The organism is Chlorogloea sp. CCALA 695 (assembly GCF_003003885.1).
Lineage (GTDB): Bacteria > Cyanobacteriota > Cyanobacteriia > Cyanobacteriales > Chroococcidiopsidaceae > Aliterella.
In genome coordinates this window covers 145119-160646 of the sequence record NZ_PVWN01000003.1, presented here as the reverse complement: position 1 = coordinate 160646, position 15528 = coordinate 145119, and the positions used below count along the sequence as shown (strand labels likewise).

Genomic DNA, 15528 nt, shown 5'->3' with positions numbered 1-15528 from the left:
TGGTTTTATGGAAGAAAAGTTCTATACCAGCACAGAAGCAGCAAAAATTACTAATTGCTCTCGGCGACAGTTACAGTATTGGCGTGAGAAGGGAATTATTGTACCTACGGTCAACACGACTGGTAAGGGTCGTAATGTTTACTATTCCAAGGCTGACTTATTGGCACTGGCAGTGATGGAACAATTGCTGTCAATCGGTTTAAATTTTGAGGTTTGCCATGCAGCTTTAGAGACATTACGTGAGGAAGAACCTTGGTTATTCGAGCCGTCTGTTACCCAAAAACAGATGAAGCGACTGATGTTTTTAGCCAGGCGATCGCAGGGACAACTTTTGCGAATAGCAGAGTTTGACAAGCAAGTAGCGCTAGAAGCACTTTGTCAGGGGCAAACTGTGATTCCTCTTTGGTGCGATCACGTGCATCAACAATTAAGGGATAATCTCCAAAGTTATGTTAAATAAGTGTTAATACTGTAATCCTGATACTAATTTCAACTTGTACGTGGGTATTTAGCCCAGATGCAAACTGTCTTATAATTCAATTCCTTGCTTAAAAAAAATATTTTATGATCAAGCCAGCTTGCAATCCAGGGTCGAGGGTTCGTTATAGAGCTAATATTAAATTATCTAAAGAACAAGATCAGGAACTTAATAGCTCTTTGTCTCCAGTAAAGCAAGATATTGCTCTACATGGTGCGCTCACAGCCTCCAGAAATGATGTACGTGTAGTTGAGCTTTTTGCTGGAGCAGGCGGAATGGGGGTTGGATTTCTGATGGCTGGGGACAAAAAAAAATGCTTCAGAATTATAAAATCTGCCGAAATTAATCCGATATATTTAAGAAGTCTCGAAACTAATTATAAACATTTTTATAATCACTCAACTAAAAGCATCCAAGACAGTATTCCTAACAACTTTATCCCTATCGATTTAACCAAAAAACACGATTGCCAACTGGTATATGAAAGCGTTAAAAGAGCAGATGGTGTCGATCTTGTTATTGGTGGAACACCTTGCCAAGGTTTTTCACAATCCAATCGAAGTAATTGGAATGCTAAGAATACTTATAATCAACTCGTTGAATACTTTATCGAATGTTCCTTAGAACTAGCACCGAAAGCAATTCTTTTGGAAAATGTACAGGGTATTTTATGGACACCTCGTTCTAACAAAGGCAAAAATAAGCACAAATTAACGGTAGTTGATTATATTGCCAGAAAATTTGCGGATGCTGGGTATATTCTTTTCCCCGCAGTTTTAGATGCTGCTTGGTATGGAGTTCCACAACACCGGAATAGATTTTTTTTATTGGCATTGCACCAAAGTTTAGGTTATAAAGTTGATAGTTTTGGTGAATGGGGCGCATTTCCCTTACCTACACATGGAGCAATAGGTAGATACAACTATGTGACAGTCAAAGAAGCAATTGCCAGTCTACCTGTGGTTGAGAATGGTGAAAGCCGAGTTGTTCAAGAGTACGACGAACCTACACAGGAACAATTAAACTCGAATCCGTTTTTGCAACAAATGCGCCAAATGGCAAGCCTAGATACTATTGAAGGTCACATTGTTTCAAAACAGGCGGATTATGTAATTGATAGGTATAGACACATTCCGGCGGGTGGAAACTGGAAGAATATTCGACACATGATGACTAATTATTCTGACATAGAAAATACCCATAGCAATATCTACAGACGGTTAAGATGGGATGAACCTTCAATCACAATTGGTAATTATCGTAAAAGCATGATAATTCATCCAGAGCAAAATAGAGGATTATCATTACGGGAAGCCAGTCGTCTACAGTCTCTTCCTGATTGGTTTACTTTTTGTGGCACTACTGATAATTCTAAAGGTCTGGGTTTAGCGCACAAGCAACAGCAGTTAGCTAATACTGTTAGTTTTCTTTTAACACTAGCGATAGCGCGATACATACTAAAGCTATAGCTTTTATTTACTAAATTTCTAATAACTTAATGAGGTATAATATGGCACAGATAAATACTTTAGAAGGAGATAATATTAGTAATCTCAAAGAGTATCTACATGATGAAGAAAATATTTCATATGCTGATTTTGAGTTAATACTTAAGACGGCAATTGAAGTATTAGAAAGATGTTTAGAGCCTGCAAAAATTGGTTCTGTGAAAGGATTAATTTATGGACATATCCAAAGCGGGAAAACATCCGTTATTCTGACAACGATGGCATTAGCCGCAGATAACGGCTTTAATAATTTCGTAGTTATGACATCAAATCTAAATGATATCTATGAGCAGACGCTTGAAAGAATCAAAGGAGCATTAGATAGTTTTCAAGTTTTTGGTAAGACAGAAATTAAACAAAATTCAAGAGCTACTCCTGGTTTACTACTAGCTTTAGTTTGTCCTAAACATCCAACCCATTTGCGAGGTGCTTTAAATATTGTTCGGATATCAAACTGGCAAGCTCAATCAGTTATCATTATTGACGATGAGGCAGATCAAGCTAGTTTAGATACTAATATTAATGATCTAAACAAACCTACAAGCGCAGTAAATCGAGCAATTGTTGATTTAAGAACTTATCTTAATTCTCATACATACTTGCAAACTACCGCTACTCCTCAATCATTATTATTACAAGATAGTCAAAGTGCTTTTAGACCAAATTTTGTAGTTGTTACTATACCTGGTACAGGTTACGTTGGTGGTAACTATTTTTTTGGTGACAGTAACTTTAGTAATTCAAATCATATTCGCTTAGTACCTGACATTGAGCTTGGTAGGTTGCAGACTAGCAATCGTATTCCTGATACTGTGATACAGTCAATGTTGGTATTTTTTCTAGGGGCAGCAATTTTAAGGATACAGGAAAATCGAAAAAACTATACATATCTGCTGCATACTAGCTTTAGACAGGAACAGCATCATTTAGCAGCAGAATTAGTTGATAAATTTAAGCAGGAATTGATGAACCAGCTTAGACAAAATCCTAATGACCCAATAATAGGTGTATCTTCTGCGCTCAGAACACAATTACAAAATGCTTACGATGATTTACAACAAACTTTTGTAAATGTTCCACCATTTCATGATGTTTTAGTAGAAACAGCAAGACGAATAACCTCTACAGAAATTATAGAAATTAACTCTGATAGTGGTGAAGGAATTAAACCTACTCCAGCAAGAAAACATACCCTTTACATAGGTGGTACAAAGATAGGGCGGGGTGTGACTGTCAAGGATCTTCTAGTTACTTACTATGGTAGAGATGCTCAACAACCTCAGATGGATACAGTTTTACAGCACGCAAGAATGTATGGATACCGTCAAAATGAACTACCAGCAACTCGTATTTATTTACCAGTTCATTTAGCTCAAAGATTTGTAGATATTCATGTCAGTGATAATTTAGTTAGAGAGCAGTGTCAGGCAACTAATTTACCTATTCAGGTGATTCCTTTGGTAGCGAAAGGAATAAAACCGACTCGCCGTAATGTATTAAATGAAAATACGGTTAATTTGGTAACTTATCAAGGAGGAAAGCAGTATTTTCCATCCCTACCAATATCTGAACCTAATACTTTGAGTAACCAAACTCAGGAACTTGATAATCTTCTGTCTATAGCTAAGTATCCTAGTCTGAAACAGCCATATAACGCAACAATTGATGAGATGTTAGAGATTCTTAAGTTTCACTATGCAACGCCTGAATCAAGTGGTGCTTGGAATGATGATTTGATCAGGCAAGCTGTTTTTACTCTGCGAGATAATCCCAGATATCAAAACACAGGTATATTATTAATTATTAACAGAGACTCAAATTTAAAGAAAAGCGCTAGTAGGAACTATACCCAACTTGGTAGCGTTATGCCTGGTGATGCAGGGAACATACCTTATGGTGTTGACCCCAATTATCCTACTTTGTTGATGACTAGATTAAGAGGTAACGTTGATGCTCAAGGTGGTTGGGATGGAGTACCTTTCTGGGTTCCAGTTATCAGATTTCCAGATGGTAACTATGCCTTTTCTCTGAATGACAGTTGAACTGGCTTTCTTTAATTAGCTTAGAGCGCTAACTTTTGACAACTTACCATATTACCAAACGGCAACCGACAGCGATTGCAGCATCCATCCTCCCATAAAGCTGGAATTTTGAATCTAGCCTCGCACTTGGGACACTTAGACAGTAAACGCAAATTGTGGCGATCGCATTTCCCCGTCTCCTTAAACTGCCACGCAATCCGGTGACAAGGTATTTCTGCATAACAACCACCACATAACCTAACGGGTTCATGCTGCATACCCACCCCAGCAGGTGGCAGCATCTCGGCTAACGTCTTGGCATCCACTTCTACAACAGATGCGATCGCACTCAATTCTTGCTGACTAGGGCGAGGGTTAAAATGAAATCTTTCCCAACGTGCCACTACAGCACCAATTTCTGCTAAATTACCCAGCCCAGCAGGGGACAAATGGTTAGCACGTCTAAATCGACCTAAAAAATGGCTTAGGCTTTCCCCTAGATATGGTTCTACAATGAAAAGCCAAGGTTTAATATCTGGTGCTGTCATTACTTATACTCCTGAGCAACTGCCTGTAAAACAGCCTTATCAATCTTTTTAAACCCCTTGGATAACGACCGAATCGCTGCGTCCCTGAGAATTTCATCTAGCCGACCAATGTAACCTCCAGTTGCCGATGTGAGAATTCGTAACATATCCTTGCTAGTTAAATTAGAAGATAAAGGCAGCTTTAAAACCCTCTCTTCCCAAGCTTGCACTGTATCTTGGAATTCTTTCCCCGATAACTTACCAAAGCGATGGCAAGCCCGAAAACGGTTATAAACTTGTTCATCCCGCTTGATCACTGCCTCCAAGCGGTCTGTTCCTACTAATACTACAGCAATGCCTAACTTGTCATAAATATCTCGCACCTCAGCAAACGTTTCAGGCTTAAGACGATCTGCTTCATCAATAATCAACATTTCTACCCCACACCCCTTGAGTACCTCCATCGCTCTACCACGAAAATCTGAAACAGTCCCGTTGGTTGCACGAAACTTAAGGTACTCAATCATCTCCTTAAATAAATCCTTAGAGCCACATTTTTGTGGAGGCTGAATATAAACAACAGGTACGATCGGGGGTCTACCAACTTCTTGCTGTGGTTTTTGTCTATACCTATAGGCATCACAGGCAACAGTCTTGCCAGTTCTTGATTCCCCAACTACTCGACAGGATTGTCTGGATTTGCGCTTTCCATCTAGCCAATCGTGGAGAGTTTTTACTTGATGTAATGGAACAATACTCTTTCCCTTGAGACGAGTAATTTCAATTTGTAACCACTCATCATCTGGTTTCACTCCACCCAATTGATTGGCGAAGTCTTGAGCTTCTATCATTGTCTAAAACCCATATTCTTCACGAAGTTGGTCATAGTCCCACACCTCAAGTTCTTCGCAAGTGAATTTAATTTCAGCCGTTGACTCCAAATCATCCGGTTCAACTATTTGAAAAGACAAAAACTCTGTTTTACTTTCATTGATCGGAGTAGGTCGTAAAACAGCTTGCTCCAACTTTTGCCGATCCTTACGGCTTTTCTTACTGGTCACAAAAGCATCACGTTCAAGAACTTCTTGCAATAATGATTGATTACTGATAGTTTTACCTGCGGCGCGAAGTCTGCGGCTTGCTACCTCAGCCTCATCTAATGACAGTTTCTCTGTCTCCAAACCTTGAGTATGAGCGCGAGTGAGAAATACTTCCTGATTTTTCTCTTGACGATAAATCAGAATCGTTGTAATATCTCTAGGGTTAAACCTTAAGTTCACAGTTTCCCCTGCATAACCTTCCAGATATTCCCCTCGATACATCAAGTTCTGAAACTGCAAGTAACCACCTCTTTGCACAGTACGCCGTGACTGCCTCATTAAACAGATATCCAACTCTCGTTCTGATATTGATACTGGCACTGTAGGCAATCCTGCTTCCCAACGCCCAAATCTAGTTTGATCGCCCATACGAGCATCAATACTTTGGTTGTAACGATTCACTATGTAACCCACAAGTAGCTGTTCCAGTTCTCTCAGAGTTAGTCTTGCATCCTTCTCTGCATCCTTTGGGCGTTCTTGTACATTAGAACCTGTATAGCCAGGAAGTGTTGAAAATAGCTGGTCATTTAATGTTTTGAAGGGACGTTCGACTACTCCACCTTCAGAAGGGCGATCGCGTAAATGACAAACAAAACCTAATTGCGTTGCAATCTGACTCAAGTGGTTAGAGCGAAAATCTTTACCGCCATCAGTGTAAAAATGTTCTGGCTTACCATCGGTTCCCCACTCGCAATGTAACTTGTATTCTGCACCGTACAATTTGGGCAAAATAGCATGACGCAATCCTAATGCCACAATCTCAGAGCTAGGTGCATCAAAGCCTAAATTAATACCCATAATGCAGCGTGAATAAGTATCGATTACTGTTGTTAACCAAGGACGGCTTAGGAGTTCACCATGTTGATCTACCAGTAATACATCTACACGGGTGTGGTCGCATTGCCAAACATGGTTGCTGTAATCAACGGATAAATCTTTTCCTTCACGAGTTTTAACTGAAAGTGTTGTCCCTCTCCAACCAGGGCTGCGGATACTCTTAGTTTTTTCTTGTTTTTCTAAGATGGGTGCTAATACTCGTAATACAGTTTTGTAATTAGGCGGCTTAACGTCCTCTAGCGCATGGGCTTTAGCCTGGACTCTAAGAGCAACTTGTTTGGGGGTCATGCGTTTACTACCCTAATTACCCTCCCGATAGGTTTTGAGGATGAAGGTTTCCCAAAACTCACCAATTCGATGTTTTCCTTTATCAGCCCTGCCAGTTTGAGTGAGTCCAGCTACGCCATCCTGCTCCCACTTTTTGACTAGCCTTTGCACAGTTCGCACCGATACACCTAGTTTTCCAGCCGCCTCCTGCAACTTCTGCCCATAGGTAGTGCGATCGCACAGTTCGATCAAACTTTTTAAGACTTCTAGCTTAAGTTGAGCTTCCTCCGAGAGATTTGTCACAATTACATTAGTTTCAGAGGGTGTGTTATCTGCTATTGGTATGTCTTTCCCAGGGATTTCTAGGGTATGAACAGTCAAATCAAAACTTTCCTCTCTGCTCATAAAAGCAAACTTTATAAACACATAATGTTATCTTAACTGTTTGAAAAGCGACAGTCAATTTGTCATTATGAAAATATACAAAACTTTTCCCCAATTCTTAAAGCGACAGTTAACTTGTCAAGATCATAGAAAATGACATTTATTATGTCACTACTAATGAATTGACCATATGATATTAAATAGCTACAATGTCTGCTGTATAAGGCTTTATCAGATGACAACAATTTGTCCCAACGACAAACAATTAGTCACTGTACAGTTGATGTATCAGGCGGTTTACCAGCAATAGTGCTTGTAGGTTTGCCCGATACCGCCGTCCAAGAATCCCGCGAAAGGGTAAAAGCCGCGCTGAAAAATGCTGGTTATGCTTTTCCTCTGCGAAAAATCATTATTAACTTAACTCCGGCGGACTTACGCAAAGAGGGGCCGAGCTTTGACTTACCAATTAGTGTAGGCATTATGGCAGCTTCCGAGCAGGTGAGCGCTCAGTTATTGGGAGATCATTTATTTTTAGGCGAAGTTTCCCTTGATGGGACATTGCGATCGGTGGCGGGAGTTTTACCTATTGCGGCGGCGGCAAAAAAACTAGGGATTACTAGCTTAGTTGTACCTTTTGACAATGCCCAAGAAGCGGCGGTAGTTGCCGGATTAAATGTATATGGTTTCAAATATTTAGCAGAAGTAGCAACTTTTTTAAATCAACCAGAGCGTTATGAGCCAGTAAAGCTAGATGAAACAATCTTAGTAACGTCGCTAGTAAATAGTGCAGATTTAAAAGATGTCAAAGGACAAGTTCATGCTCGTAGAGCCTTAGAGATAGCGGCGGCGGGAGGGCATAATTTAATTTTTGTGGGGCCGCCGGGGAGTGGAAAAACTATGCTTGCTAGGCGTTTACCGGGCATTTTGCCACCTTTGAGTTTTGAGGAGTCTTTAGAAGTTACTCAAGTTCATTCTGTCGCTGGGTTATTAAAAAATCGTGGATTGTTGGTACGCGATCGCCCCTTTCGCAGTCCGCACCATTCCGCCTCTGGCCCAGCGCTAGTTGGCGGCGGTAGTTTTCCGCGTCCTGGAGAGATATCTTTAGCCCACCGGGGTATACTTTTTTTGGATGAGCTTACAGAATTTAAGCGCGATGTATTAGAATTTCTCCGCCAGCCTTTAGAAGACGGCTATGTAACAGTGTCACGTACTCGCCAATCGGTGATGTTTCCAGCACAGTTTACTTTAATTGCCAGCACAAACCCTTGTCCCTGCGGCTATTTTGGCGACACTATTCAAGCTTGCAGTTGTTCACCTAGGCAAAGAGAACAATATTGGGCAAAACTTTCTGGGCCGTTGATGGACAGAATCGATTTGCAAGTTGCGGTTAATCGATTAAAGCCTGAAGAAATTACCGCTCAACCTAGGGGAGAAGCCTCCGAACCTGTCCGTATCCGCGTCAAGCAAGCCCGCGACATGGCTTACAATCGTTTTAAGGCAGAAAAAAACCTACTTTGCAATGCCGCGATGCAAAGCCGCCATTTACAGCAGTGGTGTCAGCTTGATGATTCTAGCCGCAATTTATTAGAAGTAGCGATTCGTAAACTCGGTCTATCAGCTAGAGCAAGCGATCGCATCCTTAAAGTAGCAAGAACTATTGCCGACTTAGCCGGGGAAGAAAATTTACTTACAAGCCACGTTGCGGAGGCTGTGCAGTACCGAACTATCGACCGAATGCAATAAGTGTGAGTTTTCAAAAACAGTTTTTTAACCCTTTCAAGTTACTGTTAACAATTAGCGATCGCTAATTGTTAACAATTCCGACATCTAGATCAAGACCTGACAAACTAGCCTTTCAATACTTTCTTGAGGTCATGTAGACGATGTGTCACAATAAAGCATATCTATTACAACATCAATGCAAAACATACAGCTATCTTTGTTTTCTAAAATCAAAGAAGACATCATTAAGAAGCAAAAGAAAGCAAAGTTGGGTCGTTACGAACGCATTAAACGCGAATTAGATGCAAATAACTACGACACATCCAAAATATTTGTAGACGTTGCATCGCCTGTTAATCCAATGATTAACTATACATTTGTCGATCTTTTCTGTGGTGCAGGAGGCATGACCCAAGGCTTACTAACAGCAGGATTTAAACCAGTAGCGAGTGTAGAAGTTAACCCAGTTGCTTCAGAAACTTATACAAGAAACTTTCAAGAATGCCATCATTTTTGTGGTGACATAGAAACCTTCAATCCCAAAAATTGGCAGGGCGATCTTCTTTCTACTGAAGTCCATCTTGTGGTAGGAGGCCCGCCGTGTCAAGGTTTCTCTGTTGCCGGAAAACGCAATCCAGAGGACAATCGCAATCGTTTATTTCAAGAATTTATCCGCATTGTTGCAGAAATTCGACCTTGGTATGTTGTCATGGAAAATGTACCGGGGATTTTGACTATTAAAAATGGCGCTGTCAAAAAAGCCATTTGTGACGCTTTTGCAGCCATTGGTTATCCCCATATTTCTATTGCCATTCTTGAATCTGCGGATTATGGATTACCACAAATTCGCCCCAGAGCAATTTTTATTGCTAACAGATTTGGAAAAAGCAACCCATACCCGAAAGCTCAATTAGCGATGGAAAACTACAAACCTATTGAGTCAGCTATTTTTGATCTTCCAGCCTATACTCCTATTCCTGAAATAAACCATCAGTGGACTCGACATTCACAAGAATACATGGAACGACTGGCAAAAGTTCCTCCAGGCGGTTCATTGTACGAAACCTATGTTGATGCTTTTAAACGCCAGTATCCAGGCAAACCTAGCATGACTATTAAGGAAAATCACGGCGGTACTCACATCCATCCGTACCTTAACCGCGTAATTTCTGCCCGTGAAATGGCTCGATTTCAAACATTTCCCGATAGTTTTATTTTTGCGGGTTCAATGAAAAAGGCAATGTGGCAAATTGGTAATGCTGTACCTCCCCGGCTAGCCGAGTGTATAGGTTATGCGCTCATACCTAATTTGAATGCGATCGCATCTTCAACTCAAGTTGTTGTCAATCATTGTGAGGAGAAGATAGTTTTTGATTAAGAGCGTTGCGCCAAGCGGCAAAATCATACCAACCACATCCTACACAACCCGCTTCAGCTTCCGCACCTTTTTTGTGGCTCGAAGACCATTTTTCGCCGCCTTCGTACCAAAACTTGATGTTAAAGGGCGTACCTCTATTGTCTGTTTTAATGCAGCGTTCGCAACTTCTTGATTTTAAAAGATTATGATTGCCAGACGCATCTTTTTTCAATAACTGAAACTTTTTTTTTATTTCATTCTCACTCATAGAACTAAGGTGTGGTGGTTCACTTTCTCTCCATCGCTCCATTGGAAACCGATGATCGGCGCTTTGTTCCCCCGCGTTGTAAACCTTGGATTCCGCCACCACCAGCATACTGACCTGAAGCTATTTGTTTTCCCTCACATTGCCGACAATGCCATTTTTGATCGGATAGAAGATTAAAGACTTTATATTGGCTTGAGTCTGCTTTTAGTTGCGATTTAATCGTTTCTGCTAAAGTTCCCTTACTCACTTTATCTTTTCCACTTCTATCTCTAAATTGTCCAGAAGATTTGCAACAGTAATACCTAATCCACTAGCAAGGCTGGTAAGAGCCGTTAAAGAAGGGTTGCGTAAGCCTCGTTCTACTCCAGAAATGTATGTTCGATCTAAGTTAGCGCGTAGCCCTAGTTCTTCTTGAGAAATTTTCAATGCTACTCGGCGCTGCTTAACAAGTTGACCCAAGGCAGCAAGAATCTTTTTTTTTGCTCCATTCATCTGCTGATTGTGAAAGTTTAATGACTATCAGTCTACGGACGATGTGTCACATAGCAAACTAGAAGAAACTGCCACGGAAACAGCAGTAGGTTGAGTAAAGCTGTAAAATACAACAGTTGTATTCTGTGGCGGACGAGTGATTGAGCGTTATACATTGCCCCAAATGGGCGAACTTTGGACAGAAACCTACAAACTTAAAACTTGGTTGCAAGTAGAAATAGCTGTTTGTGAAGCTCAGGCGGAGTTAGGTTATATTCCTAGCCAAGCCGTAGAGGAAATTAAGGAAAAGGCAAATTTTGACCCCAAGCGCGTCTTAGAAATTGAAACTGAAGTCCGCCACGATATGATTGCCTTTTTAACTAATGTCAACGAATATGTAGGCGATGCGGGACGTTACATACACTTGGGTTTGACGAGTTCCGATATTTTAGATACGGCTTTGGCGTTGCAATTAGTAGCTAGTTTAGACTTGTTGCTAATAGAACTGGAAGAATTAATTGCAGCAATTAGAGGGCAAGCTAAACAACATCGTTATACGATCATGATTGGGAGGTCGCATGGAATTCACGCAGAACCAATTACCTTTGGCTTTAAACTAGCTGGCTGGTTGGCGGAAGTATTGCGAAGTCAAGAGCGTTTAGTTAATCTGCGTCAAAATATCGCCGTCGGTAAAATTTCTGGGGCGGTAGGAACTTATGCTAATGTTGAACCAAAAATTGAAGCGATCGCTTGTCAAAAGTTAGGTTTACAGCCAGATACTGCTTCTACTCAGGTAATTTCGCGCGATCGCCATGCCGACTACGTGCAACAATTAGCATTACTGGGATCTTCTCTAGAACGATTTGCTGTAGAAATTCGTAACCTGCAACGAACTGATGTTTTAGAAGTTGAAGAATTTTTTGCTAAAGGTCAAAAAGGCTCCTCAGCTATGCCTCATAAGCGCAACCCCATCCGTTCGGAGCGCTTGACGGGACTGGCACGAATTTTGCGCGGTAATGCGGTTGCAGCCTTAGAAAACGTCGCTTTATGGCACGAGCGAGATATTTCTCATAGTGCGGTAGAAAGAGTCATTTTCCCAGACACTTGCATTTTGACGCATTTTATGATTCGTGAGGCTACAGATTTAATTAAAAATTTGTTGGTTTATCCTGAAAACATGGAACGTAATATGAATTGTTACGGGGGTGTAGTGTTCAGTCAACGGGTATTGCTAACTTTGGTGGACAAAGGTATGAGTCGAGAGGATGCTTATACAGTGGTACAATCTTGCGCTCATCAAGCTTGGAATCAACCCCAAGGGAACTTTCAAGACTTAATTAGCAAAGATTCTCGTGTAATGGATGTTCTATCAGAGGCAGAAATTAAAAGTTGTTTCGATCCTAAGCATCATCTAAAGCACTTAGACGAAATTTATCAAAGACTAAGTATTTAGAAAGAAACCAAACATCTAAAATCTCGTCTAAATATTAACTGAGTCGAGAGCGCTGACTTTATTTCTCTATGGTTGAAATTTTAACGGCGCTTTCTGCTTCGGCGGCGGTGGGAATCAGAATTGCCTTACCTTTACTTAGCCTCGAACTGTTGCGGGGCGAGGCTTTGTGGTCCGCGATCCCATTTATAGCTGCTATCAATCCATCAATTAGGTTAGCTGTTCTTTGCACATTGTCTTTGCTTGAACTATTGATTTCAAAACACTTGCTTGGTCAACGTTTGCTGCAATTTATTATGCTAGTAAGTAGCCCAATTGCTGGAGCAATTGCTGCAACTTCTAATGCGATCGCCTTGCCAATTTGGCTAACTGGGATAGTGGGCGGTTTGTTTGCCTTTGTACTCCAAAGCGTTCAGACTGCTTGGTTTTATCGACAACCGAGGCTAAAAGTAGGGTTTGTCTTTGCTCAAGACATAGTAGCTATTTTGTTAACATTCTTAGCAGTTAAACTACCTCAATTGGGCGGGATTATCGCCCTAAGTTTATTGTGGTGGGCGATTCGGAGTTATCAATCTTCAGCCAAATGGTACAGCAAAAACAAATCGGGCGATCGCGCGAATTAATTTATCTACAAAATTCCCACAAAATGCAGCAGTCCGCGACCAGTTATTAACTCGAAAACTAATGCAATAAAGCCCAGCATCGCAATCCGACCGTTCCAAACTTCCGCCGATGTTGTCATCCCCAATTGCCAACGCTCTTGAGGATACATTTTTAGATTTTTCTTAATTTGTTTGACTTGAGACAACTTCAAATCGGGACTATTAACCGCTTCTATCACCAAATCTGCCAAAGATTGAATAAATAAAGGGTGCGTATTTAAAGCCGGGACGCGCCGGAAGTTGTGAATCCCGGCTTTTTCTGCTACTTCGCGGTACTCAATATCAATTTCTTGTAGCGTCTCAATGTGTTCGGAGACAAAGCTAATCGGTACTACAACCAAATCTTTTACACCTTTTGCGCCTAATTCATTAAGAGCATCTTCCGTATAAGGCTGGAGCCATTCTACAGGGCCAACTCTGCTTTGGTAAGCTAAAGTATGAGGATTCGGTCGCCTCAAAGTCTGCATAATTAAGCTTGTACATTCTTCAATTTCTTGCTGATAAGGATCGCCAGCTTCCTCAACGTAGCTGCGAGGAACACCGTGAGCGCTGAAGAATATATGCGCATTGTCAGGGTCAGAAAACTTTTCTAACTCTCCAGCAATCAAATCAGCCATCGCTTGAAGATAGTTAGGTTGCTTGTACCAAGAAGGAATAACTGTGTATTCAATCTGGGCAAGTTTTGGATCTTCTCGCCAAATTCTTTCTAATAAGCGAAAGCTAGAACCACTGGTACTAATAGAAAATTGAGGATATAAAGGTAAGATAACTAATTTATCAATTTGGTCGCGTTTAATCCGGGCGATCGCTTCTTCGGTAAAAGGATGCCAATAACGCATTCCTACATAAGTATAAGCCTCGTTTCCCAATTCATTTAATCGGTGCTTGAGAGCTTGCGCTTGTTCTTCAGTAATCCGTCGCAAAGGAGAACCGCCGCCAATTTGCCTGTAATTGGCTTGAGATGTAGTTGTGCGCCGAGTGGAAATAAACCAAGCTAAGGGTTTTTGTAACCACGTAAAGGGGAGGCGAATAATCTCCGGGTCAGCAAATAAGTTAAACAGAAAGGGGCCCACATCTTCTAGTTGATCTGGCCCACCAAGATTAAGTAGCAATACCCCAATACGACCCATAACAGTTACAATGCCCTAACTTTTCATCTTTGTTACCAATTTTAACAATATATCTCTAAAATCATCACCTTCGACAGGTACAACTATTTTCCGAGTTTAGAGCCTAATTGCTGCTAAGTTTAGTTTTAACGCCGGATTTTTTTAGAACGATTGGGGTGATTTTGCATTAATTCCTGTGCTGCGTTGTTAGTGTTGTAGTCGTCTTGAATTGTCGAAAAATTCTCAAACCAGCCACGCCGCCAGAAGAAAACCACCATACCACCACCAATTATTGCCATTAAGGCTAGACAACCTGGATAACCCAAGTACCAATTTAATTCTGGCATATTCCAGGGCGATTTTTCGGTATTGAAATTCATGCCATAAATTCCGGCAATAAAAGTTAAGGGAATAAATATTGAGGAAATTACTGTTAGCAGCTTCATAATTTCGTTCATTTTATTACCAACGGCAGATAAATACACATCCATCAAGCCTGAAGTCAACTCGCGGTAGGTTTCTACCATATCCATAACTTGAACTGCGTGATCATAACAGTCGCGCAGATAAACGCGCACATGGTCGCTAATTAGGTCGCTATCATCTCGAATTAAAGCATTAATAGCGTCTCGCTGTGGCCAGATTGCCCGACGCAACGATAATAATTCTCGGCGGAGGCGATAAATTTTTTCTAGAGTCTTTCGGGTAGGATTTGCTACTACTTCTTCTTCTAATTCCTCAATTAGCTCGCCATAAGCTTCTAATACTGGGAAAAAACCATCGATGATCGCATCAATGAGTGTATAAGCTAAGTAATCGGGTCCATGCTTACGGAGTATACCCTTATCCTTGCAAATGCGCGATCGCACTTGGTTAAAGCAATCGTACTGTGCTTCTTCTTGCACTGTCAGTAAATAATGTTTTCCCAAAACAAAGCTTACTTGTTCTTGATGAAAGCCAGCAGTATTAGTTAAAGGCAATACCATTTGAGTAATAATCACCAATTGATCGTCGTAATCTTCTACTTTTGGGCGTTGAGGTACATTAACAATATCTTCCAAAACCAGTGGATGCAGAGCGAATATTGTTCCAATCCTTTGCAAAATATCTTCACTACCCAAACCTTGGACATCTACCCACGAAACCGATTCACTGTCAAGGTACGGAATCAAGTCTTCTGGCAAAGCTATTTGCTCGTGAATATAGTTTATCTCTTCGTAATCGATTAACTCAATTTGTGATGGTGACGCATCGGCAGCAATATTTAAAGTTCCAGGTATACTACCGGGTTGCTCGTTAAAATAATCTTTACGAGGTTTTTTGAGAGTATTAGCAAGGCGCGAACGGATTTTTGTCATATTGCCCAT

Annotated in this window: 13 protein-coding genes and 1 pseudogene; 7 read left to right on the top strand and 7 right to left on the bottom strand. The window is 40.9% G+C overall.

Annotated features, from left to right (window positions below; all coding sequences use genetic code 11):
* Window positions 1–7 precede the first annotated feature (7 nt).
* The 3 genes from C7B70_RS03225 (at window position 8) to C7B70_RS03215 (ending at window position 4028) form a co-directional block, all read left to right on the top strand.
* Window positions 8–460: a MerR family transcriptional regulator gene (locus C7B70_RS03225; RefSeq protein WP_106367628.1), complete on the top strand. Its 453-nt coding sequence runs from the start codon at window positions 8–10 to the stop codon at window positions 458–460.
* A gap of 104 nt (window positions 461–564) precedes the next feature.
* Window positions 565–1947 carry a DNA cytosine methyltransferase gene (locus C7B70_RS03220; protein WP_106367627.1) on the top strand — a complete coding sequence of 461 codons (1383 nt, stop codon included), beginning with the start codon at window positions 565–567 and terminating at the stop codon, window positions 1945–1947.
* 41 nt (window positions 1948–1988) lie between these two features.
* Window positions 1989–4028 (top strand): Z1 domain-containing protein, encoded by a 2040-nt coding sequence (locus tag C7B70_RS03215; RefSeq protein ID WP_158260467.1) that lies wholly within the window; start codon window positions 1989–1991, stop codon window positions 4026–4028.
* Window positions 4029–4048: 20 nt separating this feature from the next.
* On the opposite strand, the gene C7B70_RS03210 is transcribed toward C7B70_RS03215, so the two are convergent.
* The 3 genes and pseudogenes from C7B70_RS03210 to C7B70_RS03200 all read right to left on the bottom strand — a co-directional run bounded on the left by C7B70_RS03210 (window position 4049) and on the right by C7B70_RS03200 (window position 7143).
* Window positions 4049–4555 (bottom strand): TniQ family protein, encoded by a 507-nt coding sequence (locus C7B70_RS03210; RefSeq protein WP_106367625.1) that lies wholly within the window; start codon window positions 4553–4555, stop codon window positions 4049–4051.
* Window positions 4555–5385, bottom strand: coding sequence for a TniB family NTP-binding protein (locus C7B70_RS03205; RefSeq protein ID WP_106367624.1), 831 nt, complete (start codon window positions 5383–5385; stop codon window positions 4555–4557). The genes C7B70_RS03210 and C7B70_RS03205 overlap by 1 nt, the downstream gene beginning before the upstream one ends.
* Window positions 5386–5388: 3 nt before the next feature.
* A pseudogene (locus C7B70_RS03200) lies at window positions 5389–7143 on the bottom strand (Mu transposase C-terminal domain-containing protein).
* A gap of 225 nt (window positions 7144–7368) precedes the next feature.
* Here C7B70_RS03200 and C7B70_RS03195 point away from each other — a divergent pair.
* Window positions 7369–8865, top strand: coding sequence for a YifB family Mg chelatase-like AAA ATPase (locus C7B70_RS03195; protein WP_233220810.1), 1497 nt, complete (start codon window positions 7369–7371; stop codon window positions 8863–8865).
* A gap of 175 nt (window positions 8866–9040) precedes the next feature.
* Window positions 9041–10222 (top strand): DNA cytosine methyltransferase, encoded by a 1182-nt coding sequence (locus C7B70_RS03190; protein WP_106367623.1) that lies wholly within the window; start codon window positions 9041–9043, stop codon window positions 10220–10222.
* Here the strand turns inward: C7B70_RS03190 and C7B70_RS26790 are convergent.
* The gene (locus C7B70_RS26790) at window positions 10188–10568 is read right to left on the bottom strand and encodes a hypothetical protein (protein WP_233220809.1); all 381 of its coding nucleotides are present in this window, start codon (window positions 10566–10568) and stop codon (window positions 10188–10190) included. The genes C7B70_RS03190 and C7B70_RS26790 overlap by 35 nt on opposite strands.
* A 144-nt stretch (window positions 10569–10712) precedes the next feature.
* Complete coding sequence (locus tag C7B70_RS03175) at window positions 10713–10961, bottom strand: helix-turn-helix domain-containing protein (RefSeq protein ID WP_106367620.1); 249 nt, start codon at window positions 10959–10961, stop codon at window positions 10713–10715.
* 136 nt (window positions 10962–11097) lie between these two features.
* On the opposite strand from C7B70_RS03175, the gene purB reads away from it, so the two are divergent.
* Window positions 11098–12393, top strand: a complete 1296-nt coding sequence (gene purB, locus C7B70_RS03170) for an adenylosuccinate lyase (protein WP_106367619.1) — start codon at window positions 11098–11100, stop codon at window positions 12391–12393.
* A 68-nt stretch (window positions 12394–12461) separates the two neighbouring features.
* Window positions 12462–13013: a DUF4126 domain-containing protein gene (locus C7B70_RS03165; RefSeq protein WP_106367618.1), complete on the top strand. Its 552-nt coding sequence runs from the start codon at window positions 12462–12464 to the stop codon at window positions 13011–13013.
* A gap of 5 nt (window positions 13014–13018) precedes the next feature.
* On the opposite strand, the gene hemH is transcribed toward C7B70_RS03165, so the two are convergent.
* Window positions 13019–14182: a ferrochelatase gene (hemH, locus tag C7B70_RS03160; RefSeq protein WP_106367617.1), complete on the bottom strand. Its 1164-nt coding sequence runs from the start codon at window positions 14180–14182 to the stop codon at window positions 13019–13021.
* A gap of 125 nt (window positions 14183–14307) precedes the next feature.
* On the bottom strand, window positions 14308–15519 hold the full coding sequence (corA, locus tag C7B70_RS03155; RefSeq protein WP_106367653.1) for a magnesium/cobalt transporter CorA: 1212 nt from the start codon (window positions 15517–15519) through the stop codon (window positions 14308–14310).
* Between the last annotated feature and the right edge of the window lie 9 nt (window positions 15520–15528).